This window comes from Mycobacterium celatum, assembly GCF_002101595.1.
Lineage (GTDB): Bacteria > Actinomycetota > Actinomycetes > Mycobacteriales > Mycobacteriaceae > Mycobacterium > Mycobacterium celatum.
Map to the genome: position 1 here is coordinate 49830 of NZ_LQOM01000020.1, position 17589 is coordinate 67418.

At 62.4% G+C, this 17589-nt stretch carries 15 protein-coding genes; 6 read left to right on the plus strand and 9 right to left on the minus strand.

The features are described from left to right. Window positions 1-3: 3 nt before the first annotated feature. Genes AWB95_RS06130 through AWB95_RS06145 form a run of 4 tightly spaced genes read right to left on the minus strand, consistent with a single transcriptional unit; the run spans window position 4 to window position 4601 of the window. Window positions 4-1320 (minus strand): MCE family protein, encoded by a 1317-nt coding sequence (locus tag AWB95_RS06130; RefSeq protein WP_062539823.1) that lies wholly within the window; start codon window positions 1318-1320, stop codon window positions 4-6. Then, window positions 1317-2348, minus strand: coding sequence for an MCE family protein (locus tag AWB95_RS06135; protein ID WP_084707093.1), 1032 nt, complete (start codon window positions 2346-2348; stop codon window positions 1317-1319). Before AWB95_RS06135 ends, AWB95_RS06130 begins: the two co-directional genes overlap by 4 nt. 22 nt (window positions 2349-2370) lie before the next feature. Beyond that, window positions 2371-3402, minus strand: a complete 1032-nt coding sequence (locus AWB95_RS06140; RefSeq protein WP_062539821.1) for an MCE family protein — start codon at window positions 3400-3402, stop codon at window positions 2371-2373. Further along, window positions 3402-4601: an MCE family protein gene (locus AWB95_RS06145; RefSeq protein WP_062539820.1), complete on the minus strand. Its 1200-nt coding sequence runs from the start codon at window positions 4599-4601 to the stop codon at window positions 3402-3404. The genes AWB95_RS06140 and AWB95_RS06145 overlap by 1 nt, the downstream gene beginning before the upstream one ends. A gap of 404 nt (window positions 4602-5005) precedes the next feature. Between AWB95_RS06145 and AWB95_RS06150 the strand changes: the two genes are divergently transcribed. After that, the gene (locus AWB95_RS06150; RefSeq protein WP_062539850.1) at window positions 5006-5770 is read left to right on the plus strand and encodes an MlaE family ABC transporter permease; all 765 of its coding nucleotides are present in this window, start codon (window positions 5006-5008) and stop codon (window positions 5768-5770) included. Continuing rightward, window positions 5767-6609: an MlaE family ABC transporter permease gene (locus AWB95_RS06155; protein WP_062539819.1), complete on the plus strand. Its 843-nt coding sequence runs from the start codon at window positions 5767-5769 to the stop codon at window positions 6607-6609. The genes AWB95_RS06150 and AWB95_RS06155 overlap by 4 nt, the downstream gene beginning before the upstream one ends. On the opposite strand, the gene AWB95_RS06160 is transcribed toward AWB95_RS06155, so the two are convergent. Next, window positions 6593-7723: an ABC transporter substrate-binding protein gene (locus AWB95_RS06160; RefSeq protein WP_062539818.1), complete on the minus strand. Its 1131-nt coding sequence runs from the start codon at window positions 7721-7723 to the stop codon at window positions 6593-6595. The genes AWB95_RS06155 and AWB95_RS06160 overlap by 17 nt on opposite strands. A 281-nt stretch (window positions 7724-8004) precedes the next feature. Between AWB95_RS06160 and AWB95_RS06165 the strand changes: the two genes are divergently transcribed. The 3 genes from AWB95_RS06165 to AWB95_RS06175 are packed head-to-tail and all read left to right on the plus strand — an operon-like array spanning window position 8005 to window position 11318. Further along, the gene (locus AWB95_RS06165) at window positions 8005-8871 is read left to right on the plus strand and encodes an enoyl-CoA hydratase (protein WP_062539849.1); all 867 of its coding nucleotides are present in this window, start codon (window positions 8005-8007) and stop codon (window positions 8869-8871) included. Between the two features lie 12 nt (window positions 8872-8883). After that, window positions 8884-10083, plus strand: a complete 1200-nt coding sequence (locus AWB95_RS06170) for an amidohydrolase family protein (protein ID WP_062539817.1) — start codon at window positions 8884-8886, stop codon at window positions 10081-10083. A 38-nt stretch (window positions 10084-10121) separates the two neighbouring features. After that, window positions 10122-11318, plus strand: a complete 1197-nt coding sequence (locus AWB95_RS06175; protein WP_062539816.1) for an acyl-CoA dehydrogenase family protein — start codon at window positions 10122-10124, stop codon at window positions 11316-11318. A gap of 9 nt (window positions 11319-11327) precedes the next feature. Here AWB95_RS06175 and AWB95_RS06180 read toward each other — a convergent pair whose 3' ends face one another. From AWB95_RS06180 to AWB95_RS06195, 4 genes are all read right to left on the minus strand, one after another. Further along, window positions 11328-12554: a cytochrome P450 gene (locus tag AWB95_RS06180; RefSeq protein WP_062539815.1), complete on the minus strand. Its 1227-nt coding sequence runs from the start codon at window positions 12552-12554 to the stop codon at window positions 11328-11330. Further along, window positions 12551-13819, minus strand: coding sequence for an amidohydrolase family protein (locus AWB95_RS06185; RefSeq protein ID WP_062539814.1), 1269 nt, complete (start codon window positions 13817-13819; stop codon window positions 12551-12553). Before AWB95_RS06185 ends, AWB95_RS06180 begins: the two co-directional genes overlap by 4 nt. 108 nt (window positions 13820-13927) lie before the next feature. Next, window positions 13928-14944 carry an aromatic ring-hydroxylating oxygenase subunit alpha gene (locus AWB95_RS06190; protein ID WP_062539813.1) on the minus strand — a complete coding sequence of 339 codons (1017 nt, stop codon included), beginning with the start codon at window positions 14942-14944 and terminating at the stop codon, window positions 13928-13930. Between the two features lie 484 nt (window positions 14945-15428). Next, window positions 15429-16421, minus strand: a complete 993-nt coding sequence (locus tag AWB95_RS06195; RefSeq protein WP_062539812.1) for a hypothetical protein — start codon at window positions 16419-16421, stop codon at window positions 15429-15431. 364 nt (window positions 16422-16785) lie between these two features. Between AWB95_RS06195 and AWB95_RS06200 the strand changes: the two genes are divergently transcribed. Continuing rightward, window positions 16786-17571 (plus strand): FadR/GntR family transcriptional regulator, encoded by a 786-nt coding sequence (locus AWB95_RS06200; RefSeq protein WP_084707092.1) that lies wholly within the window; start codon window positions 16786-16788, stop codon window positions 17569-17571. Window positions 17572-17589 lie beyond the last annotated feature (18 nt).

Sequence of the window (17589 nt, forward strand, 5' to 3'; positions counted from 1 at the left end):
GGATCAGCCTCCCCGTACTGCGTGGTCGGACGTCGGCGCTGGCGGCGGAACCATCAATGAGCTCAGGTCGGTCCCCGGGGGAATGCTCGGCGGATTTACACCTGGCTGCGGAAGCCATTGCAGCTGTGAGAGCGGCGTTCGCGCCTTGGCTTCTGTCTCGGGTGTGTCGTAGATGATCTGCCCCTTGTAGGCGTTGATGCTCGTGATCGGGTGAAACAGGATGGGCGGGTAGTTCATCGAGAGACGTCTGAGCACCGGCGCCATGCGCTGCCGGCAGATCTCGGCCCGTTTGAAGTATTCCGGCGTGCCTCCGGTGTCGAAGGTTCCGCAGATGAATTGCACCGGGTTGGCCAGGTTGGGCAGGGTCAGCAGTCCCGACAACGATCCCTGCGCCGGGTCGTAGAGGTTGTAGAAGTTCGCCAGGCCGTTGGGGGCTACGTGGAGTACCTGTTCAAGGTCTTCGTCGTGGTCGTTGAGAAGTTTGGTGAAACTGGTCAGCCGGTCGATTTGGCCGACGAGCACGTCGTTGTTGTCGTTGAGGAAACCACGCACGTCGTCGAGTGCTTGGTTGAGTGCCCCCAGCGCGTTATCCAAGTCGGCAGAGCTGTCGGCCAGGACCTGGCTGACAGCGGCGACGTGGTTAGAGAACTGCACGATCTGCTCGTTGCTGTTCGAGAGGGCGTCGATGAGAGTGTGCAGGTTCTTGACCGTGCCCAACAGGTCGCTGCGGGAATCGCCGAGTCGCCCAGCAGCCTGCGATAATTCGCGGACGGCTTGGCGAAACGACGTCCCTTTTCCCTCAAAGGTGTCGGCGGCCTGATTGATGAAGGTAGTCAGCGGGCCCTGCAATGAGCCGGCCTGCGGGCCGAGTTGCGCGCTGAGTTTGGTGAGTTCGTTTTTGACCTCGTCCCATTCCACCGGAACCGCGGTGCGCGTGTCGGGAATCACCGCGTGATCGGCGAGCCGGTCGCCGTGGGTATAGACAGGGGCGAATTCGATGAAGCGGGCCGAGACCAGATTGGGTGCGACGATGATCGCCTGCGCGTCGGCGGGTATCTCGACATCGCCGCGGACGCTCATGATGATCTTGGAGGCTTGTGCCTGCGGCTGAATCGAGGTGATTTTCCCGACGGGCACGCCGGCCACTTTGACCGCATCACCGGGGTAGAGCCCGACGGCCGACGAAAAGTAGCCGGTGACGGTGATGTCCTTCGTGTGCGGCCAGACTTGGATGACGCCGCCGCACAGCGCGAGTGTCAGCGCAGCCGTGGTGGCCCACTTCAGGGTCCGTCGTGGTCGCGTGAATCGCTGTGTGCTCATGGCGATTGCGGTTTGACGGTGGCGCGGTCGACGATGAACCCTCGGAGAAAGTCAGCGAGGCTTTCCGGTAGCTTGCCGGGCTGGAACACCGCATCGAGCAAGACTCCGGCGATCGACATGGGAGGCAGACCGTAGGTGTTCACGCTGAATCCGGGTCCCGAGCCGACCACCTCGCCAAGCTGTGTGGCGTATTGGGGGAGTCGTTTGAGTGCCTCGCCGATCCTGTCCTGCCGGGCGTTGAGGTTGTCGAGCACCAGGTTGAGTTTCTGTAGGGCCGGGCCGAACTCGCGGCGGTTATCGGCGACCAAGCCCGATAACTGGCGCGCTACGTCCCGGATGCCCGAGATCAAGGTCGCCAACTGTTGGCGCCGCTGCGAGAGCGCTGCGAAGAGCGTGTTGCCGTCGACGATGAGTTGGTCGATCTGTTCGGCCCGCTTGGCCAGCAGCGCCGAGACCGACTGCGCGTGGCCGAGCAGATCGCTCAACTGACCGTCGCGGGTATTGACGCTGCGTGACAAGGCAGCCACGCCGTCGAGGGCAGCCCGCAGTTTCGGAGTGGCGTCGCGCAAAGCGTCGGTAAGTACTTGCAATGCTTGAGTGAATCGGCCGTTATTGATGCCGCCGGCGTTGCGGCCGAGGTCCTGCACCGCGTTGTTGAGCGTGTAGGGAGTTGTGGTGCGGCCCAGCGGAATCGACGTCACCGATCCGTCCCCCGCCGGGGTGACTGCCAGTGAGCGTTGACCAAGTACGGTGTCGGCTTTGATGGCCACAAGCGATTGAGAGCCGATCCGTATTTTCCGGTCGACGGTAAAGCCGATCCGGGCGGCGTGGTTGACCAAGTCAACCGACGTCACTTTGCCGACCCGGTAGCCGTAGACCTCGACGTCGTTGCCGGCGACCACGCCGGCCGCATTGGCGAAGTAGGCTTCATAGGCTCGGCCCTGCGGCCAGAATGGCAACTGGGTGTAACCGGCCGACACCAGCATCAGGCACACGACCAGCACGATCCCGAAGAGACCGGTCCGCAATGGGTCACGCTTCGTGGGAAAGTCACTTGGCAAAGGAGCACCTGCCCTTGGTGGGGTCGGGCGGTCCGCCGGCGGGAATGAGGATGTCGCTGCCAGCGGGACCGTTGATCTTGAGCTTGACCGAGCAGTAGTAGAAGTTGAAAAACGCGCCGTAGGCACCCAAAGCGCTCAACCGTAGGTAGTCCTCACCGAGCGGGTCGATCGACTTGTTGATCTCGTCTTTGCGGGCATCGAGCGCGGTCGCCAGCGGGCGGATGTTCTCCAACACGCCCTGAATGGGTCGGCGAGAAGCGGCGAGCATCTGGGTCAGGTCGGTCTCCGCCGAGGCCAATGGCGCGACCGCACCGGCGATCGGGTCGCGGCCGGCCGCCAGCTTGGACACGAGCTGCTGAAGCTGGTTCACACTGGTGTCGAGCTGGGCCGACTTGTCGTCGACGGTGCTCAGTACCTGATTGAGATGGCCAATCACGTTGCCGATCAATTGGTCTCGGGCCGCGAGGGTCTGGGTGAAGGACGCGGTGGACGACAGCACGTCCGATAGCGGTCCGCCGTTGCCTTGCAACAATTCGATGATGGCATTGCTGACCTCGTTCACCTTGGTGGAATCGAGTCCTTTCAGCACGGGTCGCAGTCCGCCGAGCAGCGTGTCCAAGTCGAGGGCGGGCTGGGTGTTTGCCCGGGGAATGGTGGCGCCAGGCGACATTTTGTGCAATTCCCCTGGCCCGGCGGTGATCTCGAGATACCGGTTACCGATGAGATCCTGATAACGGATCACCGCGCGGGTAGACGTATACAGTGTGTAGCGCTTGTTCACGTCGAATGTGACGCTGGCGTGGCCGTCACGGATAGCGATATCTTCGACGCTGCCGACGACGATGCCCGCAATGCGGACGTCTTGCCCCGGCTTAAGCCGCGACACCGAGGCAAAGTCGGCGTGGTACGTCACCGTCGAGGCAAACCTGAACTGGCCGAAGGTGATGACCAGAGCGGCGAGCACCAGCAGCATCACCAACGTGAAGACGCCGACCTTCAAACCCGTGCGCTGGCGCTGCATCAGTAGTCGTCCCGTTCGGCGTAGGCGCCGTTGAAGAGGAACTGCAACGTACTCGGCGCGTCGAACTGCAATTCGGTGTTCGGCTTATAGGGAACGTACGCATTGTCGGTGACCAGAAACGGTGGGCGGTACCAACTTCCGGTGCTCTGCTTGGTGGGTAAGTTGGGCAAACCCCGGCAGTTCGGCCCGCCCGAAGCGTTAACGATCGGTAGGCTCTCCGGATAGGTGTAGCTCGGCGCACCGGGCAGAATGCCGGCGCTGACGAACAATCCGGGTTTGATTTGGCCGAAGAATGGCGCGAACCGCGTCAACGCGTCGGCCAGCGCGGTGATCACGCAGCCGTATTCCGGCGAGTAGTCGGCGAGGACTTTCAGCGGCGCGCGTGAGCGGGCGATAGCGGCAATGTAGTTGTCAGCGGCCGGCGACAGCGTCTGGTCGGCATCTTCGGCTATTCCCGCTGCGGCGAGCAAGGTGGCATCGAGGTTGCGTCGTTGGGAGACAACGGTCTCACTGATCGTCGGCGCGTTGTCCAGGACCGAAACAACGTCGGGTGCGGCGTCACCGTACGCGTCGAGGACGTCGCCGGCACGCTGTATGTCGCTGTGTACGGTGGGCAGCCGGGGGTTGATCTGAGCCATCAGCGATTTCAGCTCTGTGATAGCAGCCCCGGCGTTGCCACCGTTGTCGCGTAACCCGTCACTGACAGCCGACAATGTGGCGTTCAGTTCGGCCGGGTCGATCTTGTGCAGAGTGTCCACCAAGGTCTGAAACAGGGTGTTGACCTCAGTGGCGACGGCAGCAGCTGTGAAGTGGGCGTTAGGCGCGACCGAGGCCGGCGATGGATGGGCAGGTTCCAGAAATTCCACAGACTTGGATCCGAATACTGTCGTGCTCGCGATCCGCACGGTGGCATTCGACGGTATGTAAGCCAACTGATCGCGCCGTATCGCCAGCGTGAGCCGGGCCTTATCGGCGATGTAGTCAATGGCCCTGACGTTGCCGATCTGAACGCCAAGGTATTTCACCTTCGCATCGCGATCCATGACGAGTCCTGCGCGCTGCGCCGTCACGATGACTGTTGCGACAGGGGTGAACGCACCGCTATAGGCGAGGTAGGTCACCGACGCATACGCGCCGGCCAGAACAGCCGCCACAAGGGCAGCGATGCGTGCGCGACGCCGACGGGGGGCGCCATACATCTCGGCCGGCCCTCCCTTCGCACCCGAATGACATGCGGCGGACACCGACCGCGGTGGCAGGTTTTCGGCACCCCCCCGGCGGTGTCGCTGGCGACCACTGTTGAGGCGCCCTCCTGACGGGCGGCCGCCACATGGGCCCAGCTTGACGAAACTATACGGTAAGCCCCACAGTTAGCACCACAGTTTATGGAGGTTTCCTTTAGATGTTTTGGTCGGGAGCCACCAGCCCGTCCGACGGTCACCGGCGCGATCGGTGAGCGGATTGGGCCACCCGGTCCGGCCAGGCGACAGATGGTCGCCGGGATAGTCCTAATGCAGGACCAACAGTTGCATTTACAGTTTACTATTCAGTAGTGCCTACGAATCAGATCTACGCAGGTGTCCGACGTCCGAGGAGCGCGAGGCTGACCAACCAGCTGGCGGTACCGGCGCGGGCGGTGGGTGGCTTCGTCGACGTGTCCCTGGATACCTGCGCCAAGGTCTTCTCCCGCCCTTTCCAATTTCGCGAATTCCTCGACCAGACCTGGATGATCGCGCGGGTCTCACTGATCCCGACGCTACTTGTCGCGATCCCGTTCACGGTCTTGGTGGCGTTCACCCTCAATATCCTGCTTCGCGAGATCGGCGCAGCCGACCTGTCGGGCGCCGGGACCGCCTTCGGCACCATCACGCAGCTCGGCCCGGTCGTGACCGTGCTCGTCGTGGCCGGCGCCGGTGCCACCGCCGTCTGCGCCGACCTCGGCGCCCGGACCATTCGTGAGGAGATCGACGCGATGCGGGTGCTGGGCATCGACCCCATCCAGCGCCTGGTGGTGCCCCGCGTCCTGGCCTCGACCTTTGTCGCGCTGCTCCTGAACGGCCTCGTCTGCCTCATCGGCCTGTCCGGCGGCTACGCCTTCTCCGTGTTCCTTCAAGGGGTCAACCCCGGCGCGTTCATCAACGGGCTGACGGTACTGACCGGTCTGGGTGAGTTGATGCTCGCTGAAATCAAGGCCTTGCTGTTCGGGGTGGTCGCCGGGCTGGTCGGTTGCTATCGCGGGCTGACCGTACGGGGCGGTCCCAAGGGCGTCGGGACGGCAGTCAACGAAACCGTGGTGTACGCGTTCATCTGCCTGTTCGTGATCAACGTGATCATGACCGCCATCGGCGTTCGGGTGTTGGCGCGATGAGCTACGACCTCACCGTCCGTATTCGCTGGGCGTTCCGTCGCGTCCCCAACGTCATCGACACTGTCGGTACGCAGACGTTGTTCTACGGCGAGACCATGCGGTATGTCCCCAATGCGCTGACGCGGTATCGAAGGGAGACGATCCGTCTCATCGCGGAGATGACGATGGGCACGGGCGCGTTGGTGATGATCGGCGGGACTGTTGGTGTCGCCGCTTTCCTCACCTTGGCCTCGGGCGGAGTCATTGCGGTGCAGGGGTATTCGTCGCTGGGCAACATCGGTATCGAGGCGCTGACAGGCTTCTTGTCGGCGTTTCTGAATGTCCGCATTGTCGCCCCAGTGATCGCGGGCATCGCGCTGGCGGCGACGATCGGCGCCGGTACAACCGCGCAGTTGGGCGCGATGCGAGTGGCCGAGGAGATCGATGCGGTCGAAGCGATGGCGGTGCATTCCGTGTCGTATCTGGTGTCCACTCGGCTCATCGCCGGTTTGATCGCGATCGTGCCGTTGTATTCGCTGTCGGTATTGGCGGCGTTCTTCGCGGCGCGATTCACGACGGTGTTGATCAACCATCAATCCGCGGGCTTGTATGACCACTACTTCAATACGTTCCTGATAGCGACGGACCTGCTGTGGTCGTTCTTGCAAGCCATCGTAATGTCGATAGCGGTGATGCTGGTGCATACGTATTACGGCTACAACGCATCTGGTGGCCCGGTCGGCGTCGGTTTGGCGGTCGGTCAAGCGGTGCGCATGTCGCTGATCGTCGTCGTCACCGTCACCTTGTTCATCTCACTGGCGGTCTACGGAGCGTCCGGAAACTTCAACCTCGCCGGTTAGTGGCCTGCAGCGCCGGGTCGATCAAACCCTCGATGGTCGCGTGCAGGACGCTACGGCTGCCATCCTCGAGAACCCTTCGAGCCACCAAGAATTCGCTACCCATCCAGCCATGTCGGATGTACTTGCCGAATCGCAGCCGCGTGCCGGGTGCACCTGTCGCCGCCGGCATCATCTTGATCTTCTCCAGTGCTTCCTTGACGCCCGGCCCACACAGCGGCCGTGCGCCGGCCAGCGCCGACATCATCAGCCGGCCGACGTCGTAGCAGTACACGGGGAAGAAGTAGTCGGGTCGACGGCCGTGGCGAGCCTCGAACTGATCGAGAAATGCCTGACCGGTTTGATTGCGTTCATCGTACTGGTCCAAGCCGATCCACCCGGCCAGATGCTGACGCCACCACTTGTTGGTCGCCGCGAACTCGAAGGCGGTGGTGGTGTAGCGGGGAGGCATCCAGCCGAGCTCGGTTAGAGCGTCGTTGATTCCGGGGATGCCCAGGCCGAAACCCACGTGCAGGATTGCGTCTGGTTGAGCGGTGGCCAGCGAGGCCATCGCGTCGCGTTTGTCGCTCTGAACCTGTGGGATGGCAACTTCAGTGGTGATGTGCAGTCCCGCAGCCGAACACCCGACGCGGGCCGTGCGCAAGTATTCTGCGCCGATCAGCGAGTCTTCGTAGGCAATTCCCACCCGGCGGTGGCCGTCGAGCGCCGCGACGGTAGCCATGATCAAGGGCTCCTCCTCCATGGATCCCGCAGGAAGCCCGAACACCCACTCGCCCAGCATGCTTTCCGAGGCGGCCATGGTGATGATCGGAACAGTAGCCAGGTCCTCGACGTATCGGCGCAAAGCGACACCGTTCTCGGACACCCATGGTCCGAATATGACCAGAACATCTTCGGCGATCAATTCATAGAACGCGTCGCGAACGGCGGCGAACGACCCGTTGGGCAGCCCTTGTACCGCTCGCACAACGAATTCCACTGGTCTGTCCAGGAGTCCGCGTGCGACATAGTCGTCGACGACCAGTTGCAGCGAGGGCAACACGTTCTCGTCGTATCCGCCGTCGCCGTCGATGTAGTCGATCAGCAGTCCGACGCGCGCCGGGTCGACTGTGGGCATCACACATCACTCCTACGGACGTCGGTACAGCGGACAAGCCGAGGAAACCCGGCGCATTCCGTCGGGTCGCGCACTGTGAGGGCCCATAATACATCTAGAGCTTTCGTGGTTCGATTCGGCGCAATCCGCGACAGTGGGTTGTCGTCACCGCGGGGGTTGCAGGGAGCCATACTGTTGTATATACCGTATGACTTATCTTTAGATGTTTGACAGCCCGGCTGCACGCTTGACGAGGCTTTGATCGCGAGCGAAAGGCAGCGTGACACACAGATGAGGTGATCTTGTCCTCCGCCAGCACTGAGGCAACCGCGAATACCGCACCCTGCCCGGACGAAGCCGTCCGTTACGAGATTCGCGACAGCGGCGTGGCGGTGCTGACCTTGAACCGCCCCGAGCGGATGAATGCCTGGGGAGGTGGCCTGGCATCAGCGCTCTATGCACATATGGATGCGGCCGAGGCCGACCCCGCGGTCCGCGTCATGGTGCTCACGGGCAGCGGTCGGGCGTTTTGCGCCGGCGCGGACATGGGTGACCTTGATGCGATCGGCGGTGCCCAGACTTCTGGTGACGTCGACGTCACAAAGTTGGTCGGGGAACGCTATCCGGCGTTCGTCACCGAGCTGCGCAAGCCGCTGATCGCGGCGATCAATGGCGCCTGCGCCGGCATCGGCCTCACCCAGGCCCTCATGTGCGACGTGCGATTCGCCGCCGCAGGCGCAAAGTTCACCACCGCGTTCTCGCGGCGCGGGCTGACCGCCGAATACGGCGTCTCCTGGATCCTGCCCAGGGTGGTCGGATGGGGCCCGGCACTGGATTTGCTGCTGTCCGGGCGGGTGTTCTACGCCGAGGAGGCCGCCGAACTCGGCATGGTCAAGGAAGTGGTCCCGCCCGAACAGCTGATGACGCGGACCCTGGAGTACGCCGACGACATGGCCCTCAACTGCGCCCCCAGTTCCATGGCGGTGATCAAGCAGCAGCTGTGGGGCGACGCCCTGCGCGGCATCCAGGAGACGAGCGCACGTGCCGAGAAGCTGATGCACGCCTCCATGTTGCGGCCCGACTTCATCGAGGGCATCAGCGCATTCTTCGAGAATCGCAGACCCAATTTCCCGCCGCTCGGCGACTTGACTGAACTTCAACAATCCTGAAGGGACAAGACGATGTTGGACTATCGCGCGATCGACGTCGACAACCACTATTACGAGACGCTTGACGCGTGCACTCGCCATCTGCCCAAGGAGTTCAAGCGTCGCGGGGTGCAGATGCTCAGCGACGGAAAGCGCGTCACCGCAGTGATCGGTGAGCGCGTCAATCGCTTCATCGCGAACCCGACATTCGATCCGATCATCGTCCCGGGCTGTTTGGACCTGCTGTTTCGCGGGGAGGTTCCCGAGGGGGTGGACCCGGCGACGTTGATGAAGGTTGAGCCGCTGCCGGAACATCCCGAATACCAGGACCGCGACGCGCGCATCAAAGTGATGGACGCTCAAGGCATCGAGACCGTATTCATGTTGCCGACGTTCGCGTGCGGGGTCGAAGAAGCGCTCAAACACGACATCGACGCGACCATGGCCACGGTGCACGCGTTCAACCTCTGGCTGGACGAGGATTGGGGTTTCGATCGGCCCGACCACCGGATCATCGCCGCGCCGATCATCTCGCTGGCCGATCCTGAAAAGGCAGTCGAGGAAGTTGAATTCGTGCTGGCGCGTGGCGCGAAGCTGGTGCTTGTGCGGCCGGCACCGGTCCCCGGTGTCATCAAGCCACGCTCGCTCGGTGACGTCAGCCACGATCCGGTGTGGGCGCGGCTGGCGGAGGCAGGAGTGCCGGTGAGCTTTCACCTCAGTGACAGCGGCTATCTGCAATTGGCGGCGCTGTGGGGCGGTAAGTCGAAGTTCGAACCCTTTGGGTCCACGCCGAATTCGCTGGATCAAATCCTGGTCGACGACCGGGCGATACACGACACTATGGCGTCGATGATCGCCCATGGCGTATTCACCCGGCACCCTGAATTGAAAGCGGTCAGCATCGAAAACGGGTCGTATTTCGTCTACCGGCTGATCAAACGATTGAAGAAGGCAGCCAACAACCACCCGCGTCTGTTCCCCGTTGACCCGGTCGAGCAACTCAAAACCAACGTGTGGATCGCCCCCTACTATGAGGACGATCTGTCTGCGCTGGCTGAGGTCATCGGTACCGACAAGATCTTGTTCGGCTCCGACTGGCCGCACGGTGAAGGCCTCGAGTCACCGGTTTCGTTTGTCGACGAACTCTCGGGGTTCAGCGACGGAGATATCCGAAAAGTGATGCGCGACAACGCACTCGACCTACTCGGCGTGCGATCAGCGACGCCGGTCTAAGCCGCCGCTCGACAAGCAACGAACGTAGGAACTGATCGATGGATTTCTCCCGTGTCGAGCTTTCCGCCGATGACCGGGCCTTCCTCGACGAGGTGCGGCAGTTCCTGCGCACCCACGTCACCGAGGACGTGCGTCGCCGCAATCGCGAAACCGGCGACAATTTCGACGAGGCGGTCCACCTTGCGATGGGCGCTGCCGGTTACCTGGAAAAAGAGTGGCGCCGCGAATCCGACGGTGGTTTCAGCCGCGTGCGCCGGCGGATATGGGAACTGGAGAAACGCCGCTTTCATGTCCCCTGGGTCACCTGGGGGACGACGGCGCTGGTGGCTCGTTCTGTCGATACGTTCGCAACACCCGAGGTTCGCGACGAGGTGCTGGCCGGGGTTTTCGACGGCAGCGTGCGGCTCTGCCTGGGCTACACCGAGCCCGAAGGCGGCTCGGACGTTGCGACCTGTAAGACTCGCGCGGTACGCGACGGTGACGACTGGATCATCAACGGCTCCAAGATGTTCACCACCGGCGCGCACAATTGCCAGTATGTGTTTTTGATAACCAACACCGATCCGCAAGCCCCGAAACATCAGAGCCTGACCACATTTCTCGTTCCTCTCGATTCACCGGGCATCGAAATTCAAGGCATCCGCACCGTCGATGGCGAGCGGACCAACATCGTGTACTACAGCGATGTCCGCGTACAGGACAAATATCGGCTCGGTGAGGTCAACGGCGGCTGGGCAGTGTTGCGGGAACCGCTGAACACCGAACACGGTGCTGTCGCAGCCGCTGCGGACGGCCTGTCCGACGTATCGATCCTCGATCACCAAAGCGGTTTCTTTGCTCAGGCCATCGACGCCGCGGCCGCTGCGACCGCAGCGGCAGACTTTAACGGACGGCGATTGATCGAAGACGGTTCGGTGGCATACCGGTTGGGTCGTGCGTACGCGCGGTTTGAGGCCGCGGTGTCCGCGCCGGGCATTTTCGGTCGCGTGGCGGTGGCGCAGGCGATGCGTGATTGCTCTCCCGACGTCATGGACCTCTTGGGGGCTGCCTCAGCGCTGCCCCTCGGCGCGCCGGCTGCAATCGATAACGGCGCAACGGAATACGTGTACCGCTTCGCACCCCTTGTCGGTATATACGGCGGCACGCTGGAAGTGTTTCGCAACATGATCGCCCAGCACGTCCTGGGTCTGGGGCGGCCGAATTACTCACCGCCTCAGGCGAAGACGTCTACATAACGCTGCCATCTACAGGACGCGCACCGGGACGTTGGCCCAGCCGACTACGTTGGTCATGTTGACCCGGCGCAGCCCCGTCTGGTCCACCGCATATCGCGGGATCAGGTCCAAGAGCGCATCCAGTGCGATTCTGCCCTCCATCCGGGCCAGCGCCGCGCCGAGGCAGCTGTGGATGCCATAGCCGAACCCGAGGTTGTAACCCACCTTGCGTTCCCGGTCGATGTCGAATCGGTCGGGGTCGGGGAAGGCCCGCTCGTCGCGGTTGGCCGAGCCGTTGATCAGCATGACGGCGCTCCCCGCCGGGATCGTCGTGCCGTGCAACGTCACTTCACGCAAGCTGTAACGCACGTTGTATTGGGACGGGCCTTCGTAGCGGAGTAACTCCTCGAACGCCGCCGGTATCTTGTGGCGGTTCTCGCGCAAGTGCCGCCACTGGTCGGGATTTTCGGCGAACACCACGACGGCGTTGCCGATGAGCTTGGTCACCGTCTCGGCGCCGGCGCCGCCGAGCATATTTGCGAATCCGGCGATTTCGACGTCGTCGAGCCGTCTGGTTTCGCCGTTTTCGATCACCTCGGTTTCGATCAACCGGCTGATCATGTCGTCTCGGGGGTTCTTGCGCCGCTGCTGGACCAGGTCGAAGTAGTAGGCGCCCGAGGCCAGCATCGCATCGATGCTTTCCCTGGAAGGCAGCGCCTTGCCGGGCTCGCGTTCGAGGCCCTTGTCCAACAACCTCCGCAGTTCTTGGCGGTCAGAGGGCGGAACGCCGAGCATCTCGGTGATGATCTCGACGGGGAACAGCGCCGAGAAATCGGCGACCGCGTCGAAGGATTTGGGGTCAAGGGTCTCCACGACGTTGTAGATCTTTTCCCGGACCATCGACTCAAGCCCGGCGACCGCCCGTGGCGTGAATACCCGATTGACCAGCTTGCGCATCAGGTCGTGTTCGGGCGGATCCATCATGATCAGGACTTTGCCGCGGGGCATCTTGAGCTTGGAAGCATTGACCATGTCAACGCTCACGCCACGCGCCGACGAGTACGTCTGGAAATCCTTGTACGCCGGCGCGACGTCGTCGTAACGGGTGAGCGCATAGAAGTCGAGCTTCTCGTTGTAGTACACGGGCGCCTCGTTGCGCATGCGGCGGTAGGTGTCGTAGGGGGAGTTGAAGAAATCCTCCGAGTACGGATCGAACTCAAGTGGTTCGGACACGGTCGAACTCGGTGCACTGTTCATCGCGGAGCTTCCGCGCCGGCCGCCGCCTGCTCGCTGTTCTTCTTGTGGGAGAGAGGTCGGATGGACACGTCGTGTCCCTGAGCGGCGTGTCGTAGCGCACCGACGGTGGCTTGCTCCTTGGGTATGCGGGAGAAGGGGTCGAAATGGTACCAGCGCATCGCATTCTGGTAGGTCATTTTGTTGATCTCGTCGTCGGGCACGGCGTTTTCGGTGAGGACGCTGTGGAGTTGCTCGGGGGCGCCTGGCCACATCGAGTCGGAGTGCGGGTAGTCGGCTTCCCAGCAGATGTTGTCGATGCCGATGTCGTTGCGGAGCTTGACGCCGACGGGGTCGGAGATGAAGCAGGTCAGGAAGTGCTCCCGGAACACCTCCGAGGGAAGTTTGCCGCCGAAGTCCTGACCGGTCCAGGTGGAGTGCATTTCATATGTGCGGTCGACGCGCTCCAGGAAGTAGGGGATCCAGCCCGTACCGCCTTCGGACAGCGCGATTTTGAGGCCCGGATACTTCTTGATCGGCGCCGACCACAGGAGGTCGGCGGCGGCTTGGACGATGTTCATCGGTTGCAAAGTGATGGTCACATCCATCGGCGCGTCGGGGGCAGTCCGGGCCAGCTTGCCGGAGGAGCCGATGTGCACATTCATCACCGTGTCGGTGTCGACCAGCGCTTCCCACAGCGGCGTCCAATAGTCGTTGTGGAAGGACGGGTAGCCCATGGCCGCAGGGTTTTCGGTAAAAGTCAGTGCATGCACGCCGCGAGCGGCGTTTCGGCGCACCTCTTTGGCGCAGGCTTCGGCGTCCCAGATCACCGGCAGGCACATCGGGATGAACCGCGCCGGGTAGGCCCCGCACCACTCCTCGACGTGCCAATCGTTGTAGGCCTGCAGCAGCGCCAGAGAAAAGTCTGGATCCTCGGTAGCGAACAGCCGGCCGGCGAACCCGGGAAACGACGGGAAACAAATCGATCCCAAAATCCCGCCGGCGTTCATGTCCTTGATGCGGTCATCAACTCGCCAGCAGCCCGGCCGGATCTCGTCGAGGCCCTGCGGTTCGAACCCGTACTCCTCTTTGGGGCGGCCCGCCACGGCGTTGAGCGCTACATTCGGGATCACGACATCGCGGAACTGCCAGGTATCACTGCCATCTGGGTTGTGCACCAGCCGCGGCGCCTCATCCAAGTACTTTTTGGGCAGGTGATTTCGGAACATGTCCGGCGGCTCCACGATGTGATCGTCAACGCTGATCAGGATCATCTCGTCCTTGTGCACGCCAACCCCTCCGTCACTGACAATTGTCGGTCTTACTGTTGTAACAACAGTATTGCATATGAGTCACTGGTGTCTTGGTATCAATAGCGCGGGACTACCGAGCGGTTCTCACACACTGACTGGCGATTGTTCCGCCGGTGGGACCTCGTAGAACTGCGTCGCCCACTTGCGCAGGGCCATATACGGTTTGGCATCGACTTTCGATAGTGGGGGACGGTCGACGTACTCTTGGTACCGCCAGATGTCCAGGTCTTCCCATACGGTGCGCAGGAATTGACGCTCAACCTGCTCGCGCACGTTGTCCGGAGGCACGTCGGAAGTGTCGCCCGGAATGCGGGGCCACCAGATTGAATAGAACATGTCGGAGTGGCCGTCCTCGACGGGCGTGCAGGCAAAGATCAGCCGGTGGTTTGACGATCCCTCAAACGCGCTGATCGCGAAACCCAGCCCGGAGAAGTGGCTGTGAATGTAGAGCGCCATCTTGTCGGGATCGTCGCTGCCCACGTCTGGCCAGCCGGTAAGGAACCGCCATTCCTCGTCCACGGCTTCCCAGTTCAGGCATACCGGCGTCACGCTGGCGCCGTGTACGTAGCGGAAGTGCGCGCTGTCCGGCCCATTCTCGGCGACGATCTGTGGATGCACGGGTTCACGCTCGGCGCGGCGTGAGAACTCCGGGTAGGGCCGGTAATACGCGTCCGGGTCGGTTTCGAGCTGGGGGAACTTACAGAACAGGTCCGGCATGTCCCACCGCGGCTCTTTGCCTTCGGGTTGGTGCCAGACGAACACGCAGCCGTACTGTTCGCGCACGGGGTAGACCCGCAACCGCAGTGCCTTGTTGGGCCGATCCGGCTGATAGGGGATGTAACGGTTGGTCCCATCGGGTCCCCACCGCCATCCGTGGAACGGGCACTCTACGCAGTCTCCGACGACCTTGCCGCCGTGACCGATATGGGCGCCGAGATGCCGGCAGTGCGCCGAGAGGACGTGCAGTTCGCCGGATTCGTCGCGGTAGGCGACCAGATCCTCGCCGAAGTACCGAAGCGGCCGGACGTCGCCAGTTGGGAATTCCGCCGACCAGCCGACCATGAACCAGCCGGTGACCTTCCAGGTGAACGGCACCTTCACAAGACATCCCTTCCGTCGCCGTAGGCGGTTTACTGTATAGCTTACAGTATGACCATCGCTTACAGTAATTACAACCGCAAAGTCCGCTGGGGTCTGCTGCCCCGACCACCTGCACAGCAGTGACACATTGAGCACGCCCCACCGAGGACTATGCCGTCAAGCTTCTCGCCGATCCCGCGGCAAATGTCGACGAGCCCAGAGTCCATGCGGCGCTCACTCATCTACGCGCATGCGCCGGTGTCCTGGGTCGATGTGCCCGGTGGTATCGGACACTGACACCGTGTCCCACTACATCCTCATCGCCATGGCAGGCCATGACCGCTAAGCGGACCGCGGATTGCATGAAAGTTGTGCTTACGCCAGAAGCGCTTCCTTGACGCCGATAGTCAGACTACCGCCGAGCGCGGCGCACAGTGTTGAGCCGTCTGTCGGAGTGAGAGTGAAATTGGCTCCGGCGCTTGCAAATACGGCGCTGACCGGGTGCTCAGCGGCCGCGGGCGAGCCTGAAGGGCTGCATCATGGCGTCGAGGATCTCCGGCGTTAGCATCCCGCCGGCGTACTCGACCCAACACCAGCTCCGGGCGGGCAACCGACCCGACGAGCTGTTCGTCAGGCGGCCGAAGAAGTGGATGTAGCTACCTGCAGTGTCGAAGGTGAACCAGTAGGAATCGGAACCGATCGATACGCCCAGTGCGCTCAACTTGCCCTGGTCGTCGAACCTCGGTGTGGCGACGATGTCGTCATAGGCAGTGGTAATCCCGTCTTTGAGTTGGTAGCCCGGTCCGAAGTCATGCCCGTCGCGGCCTTGCCAGAAGCAGCCGCCACCGAGTTCCCCGTCCTCATACTGGTGTAACCACGACACCCACATGCCCTGCAATTGACGGGCGATCGGCAGTTCGGGGTAGACCATGCCGGGCGGACCGTAGGCGTAATCCTGATGGAGGTAGCCCGAAACGTCCACACCGTTGACTTTTCCTGTGGCCCAAAGCAGTTCGTGACGATAGTAGACGTCGGCGTCGATCCCGTCTTGTCTCGGTACGTGGACGACGAAGATGTCGGTAGCGTTCTTGCCGTGGATCTCCCACCGGTGGCTCGCGTCGTACCAATGAATGCCGTCAGCGTCGCGCTCGATGCGGCCACTGCTGTAGCTCAGTGCTACTCGAGCACCGCTGTCGACGTAGTCGAGGGGTTCGAACCAGTCGATTGATGAGTACTCCGCAAACAGCTGGGGCGGATCCCCGTCGAGGGTCTTTTGCAGCGCCTTGAATCCGCCAACAGGCGAAACCACGTGGGTCATCCCGGTGAGAAAGTCATCGGCACCTCGCAATCCCCAATAGTTCTGTCCGGATGCGTCAGCGACCACGGCGCCGATCCACATGCCGGCTAGGCCCACCCCCGGGGCGGGCGCCCATTCGCGTCGATAGTGCTCCGGCGATGGCGACTCAACCAGCACTTCGAAATCGACACGGTCTGGCATACAACCTTCCTTTCGCTGACGGGACTCTCATATGTGCAGGGGTTTTTTCGGCGATCGCCGCACACTCCTCACAACCCGCCAACCCTGTAGAGCGGCTGGGCGACCGCAATCCGATGACGGCATTGCGCTCGCGCTGAACTATTTAAACCTCTAAAGGTATGTTCTGTAAAGGCTCCGACGCCAGTTAGGTCCTCCGCCGGGCAGGCTGGCATTGCGGCCCATGGAGTGGTGGGCAACCTCGGCCGGCAGCGGATCTAGAAACACGTGTCCCGCCGCAACTGGGCAAGCGGCGGCAAATATCAGATAATTGTGCTCGCGGGCTGGTCCATCGAGCACCGCTGACTAATCGGATAGTGGGAGAGAAGTGGCTAAGCGGGCGAAGCGCACAACGGCGACGGGCACCGTGTCGGGCGAGGGCCCGCCATCGGGCAAGCCGAAGAAGATCGCAGACGAGTTACGCGGCCTGATCATCAGGCGCGGAATGGACGAGGGAGATTTGCTTGGCACCGAGGCCGATCTGCTCGCGCAGTTCGACGTGTCGCGGCCCTCCCTGCGGGAAGCCTTACGCATTTTGGAGGCCGATGGCCTGATCTCCGTAGCGCGCGGCGTTCTCGGCGGTGTGGTAGTTCATCGGCCCGACGAGCGCATGACGGCACGCGCGGCAGCCATTGTCATGCAGTCACGCAGCATCTCACTGGCCGACGTGTTCGAGGCAAGCGCAGTTATCGAGCCGGCTGCCGCACGTATGGTGGCAATCTCGCGTGGTCATCAGCGCGCCGCAAACCAACTGCGCGAGGTCATCATCGAGCAGAAGCGCACCATCAACGACCCGCTGGCATCCAACACCGCCATGATCCGGTTCCACAAGGAGATAGTGGATCTCGCGGGAAACCAAACATTGATACTAATGCTCGAAACCCTCAATGAGGTCATCTCCCGCGCGATCGCGGACGTGCTCATGCGCACCCGGGTGCAACCCGTTTCGGCGCGTCGGCGCACGATTCGCTCGCACGAGCAACTCGTGGAACTCATCGCGGCCGGCGACGGCGATGCGGCCCAAGCGCACTGGAACACTCACATGGCGTGGCTGCGCCGATCGCTGCTGGGTGAGCACGCGGATACGATCGTTGATATCAACAGCCATCTCTGAGTGGCGCTCACACCCCGG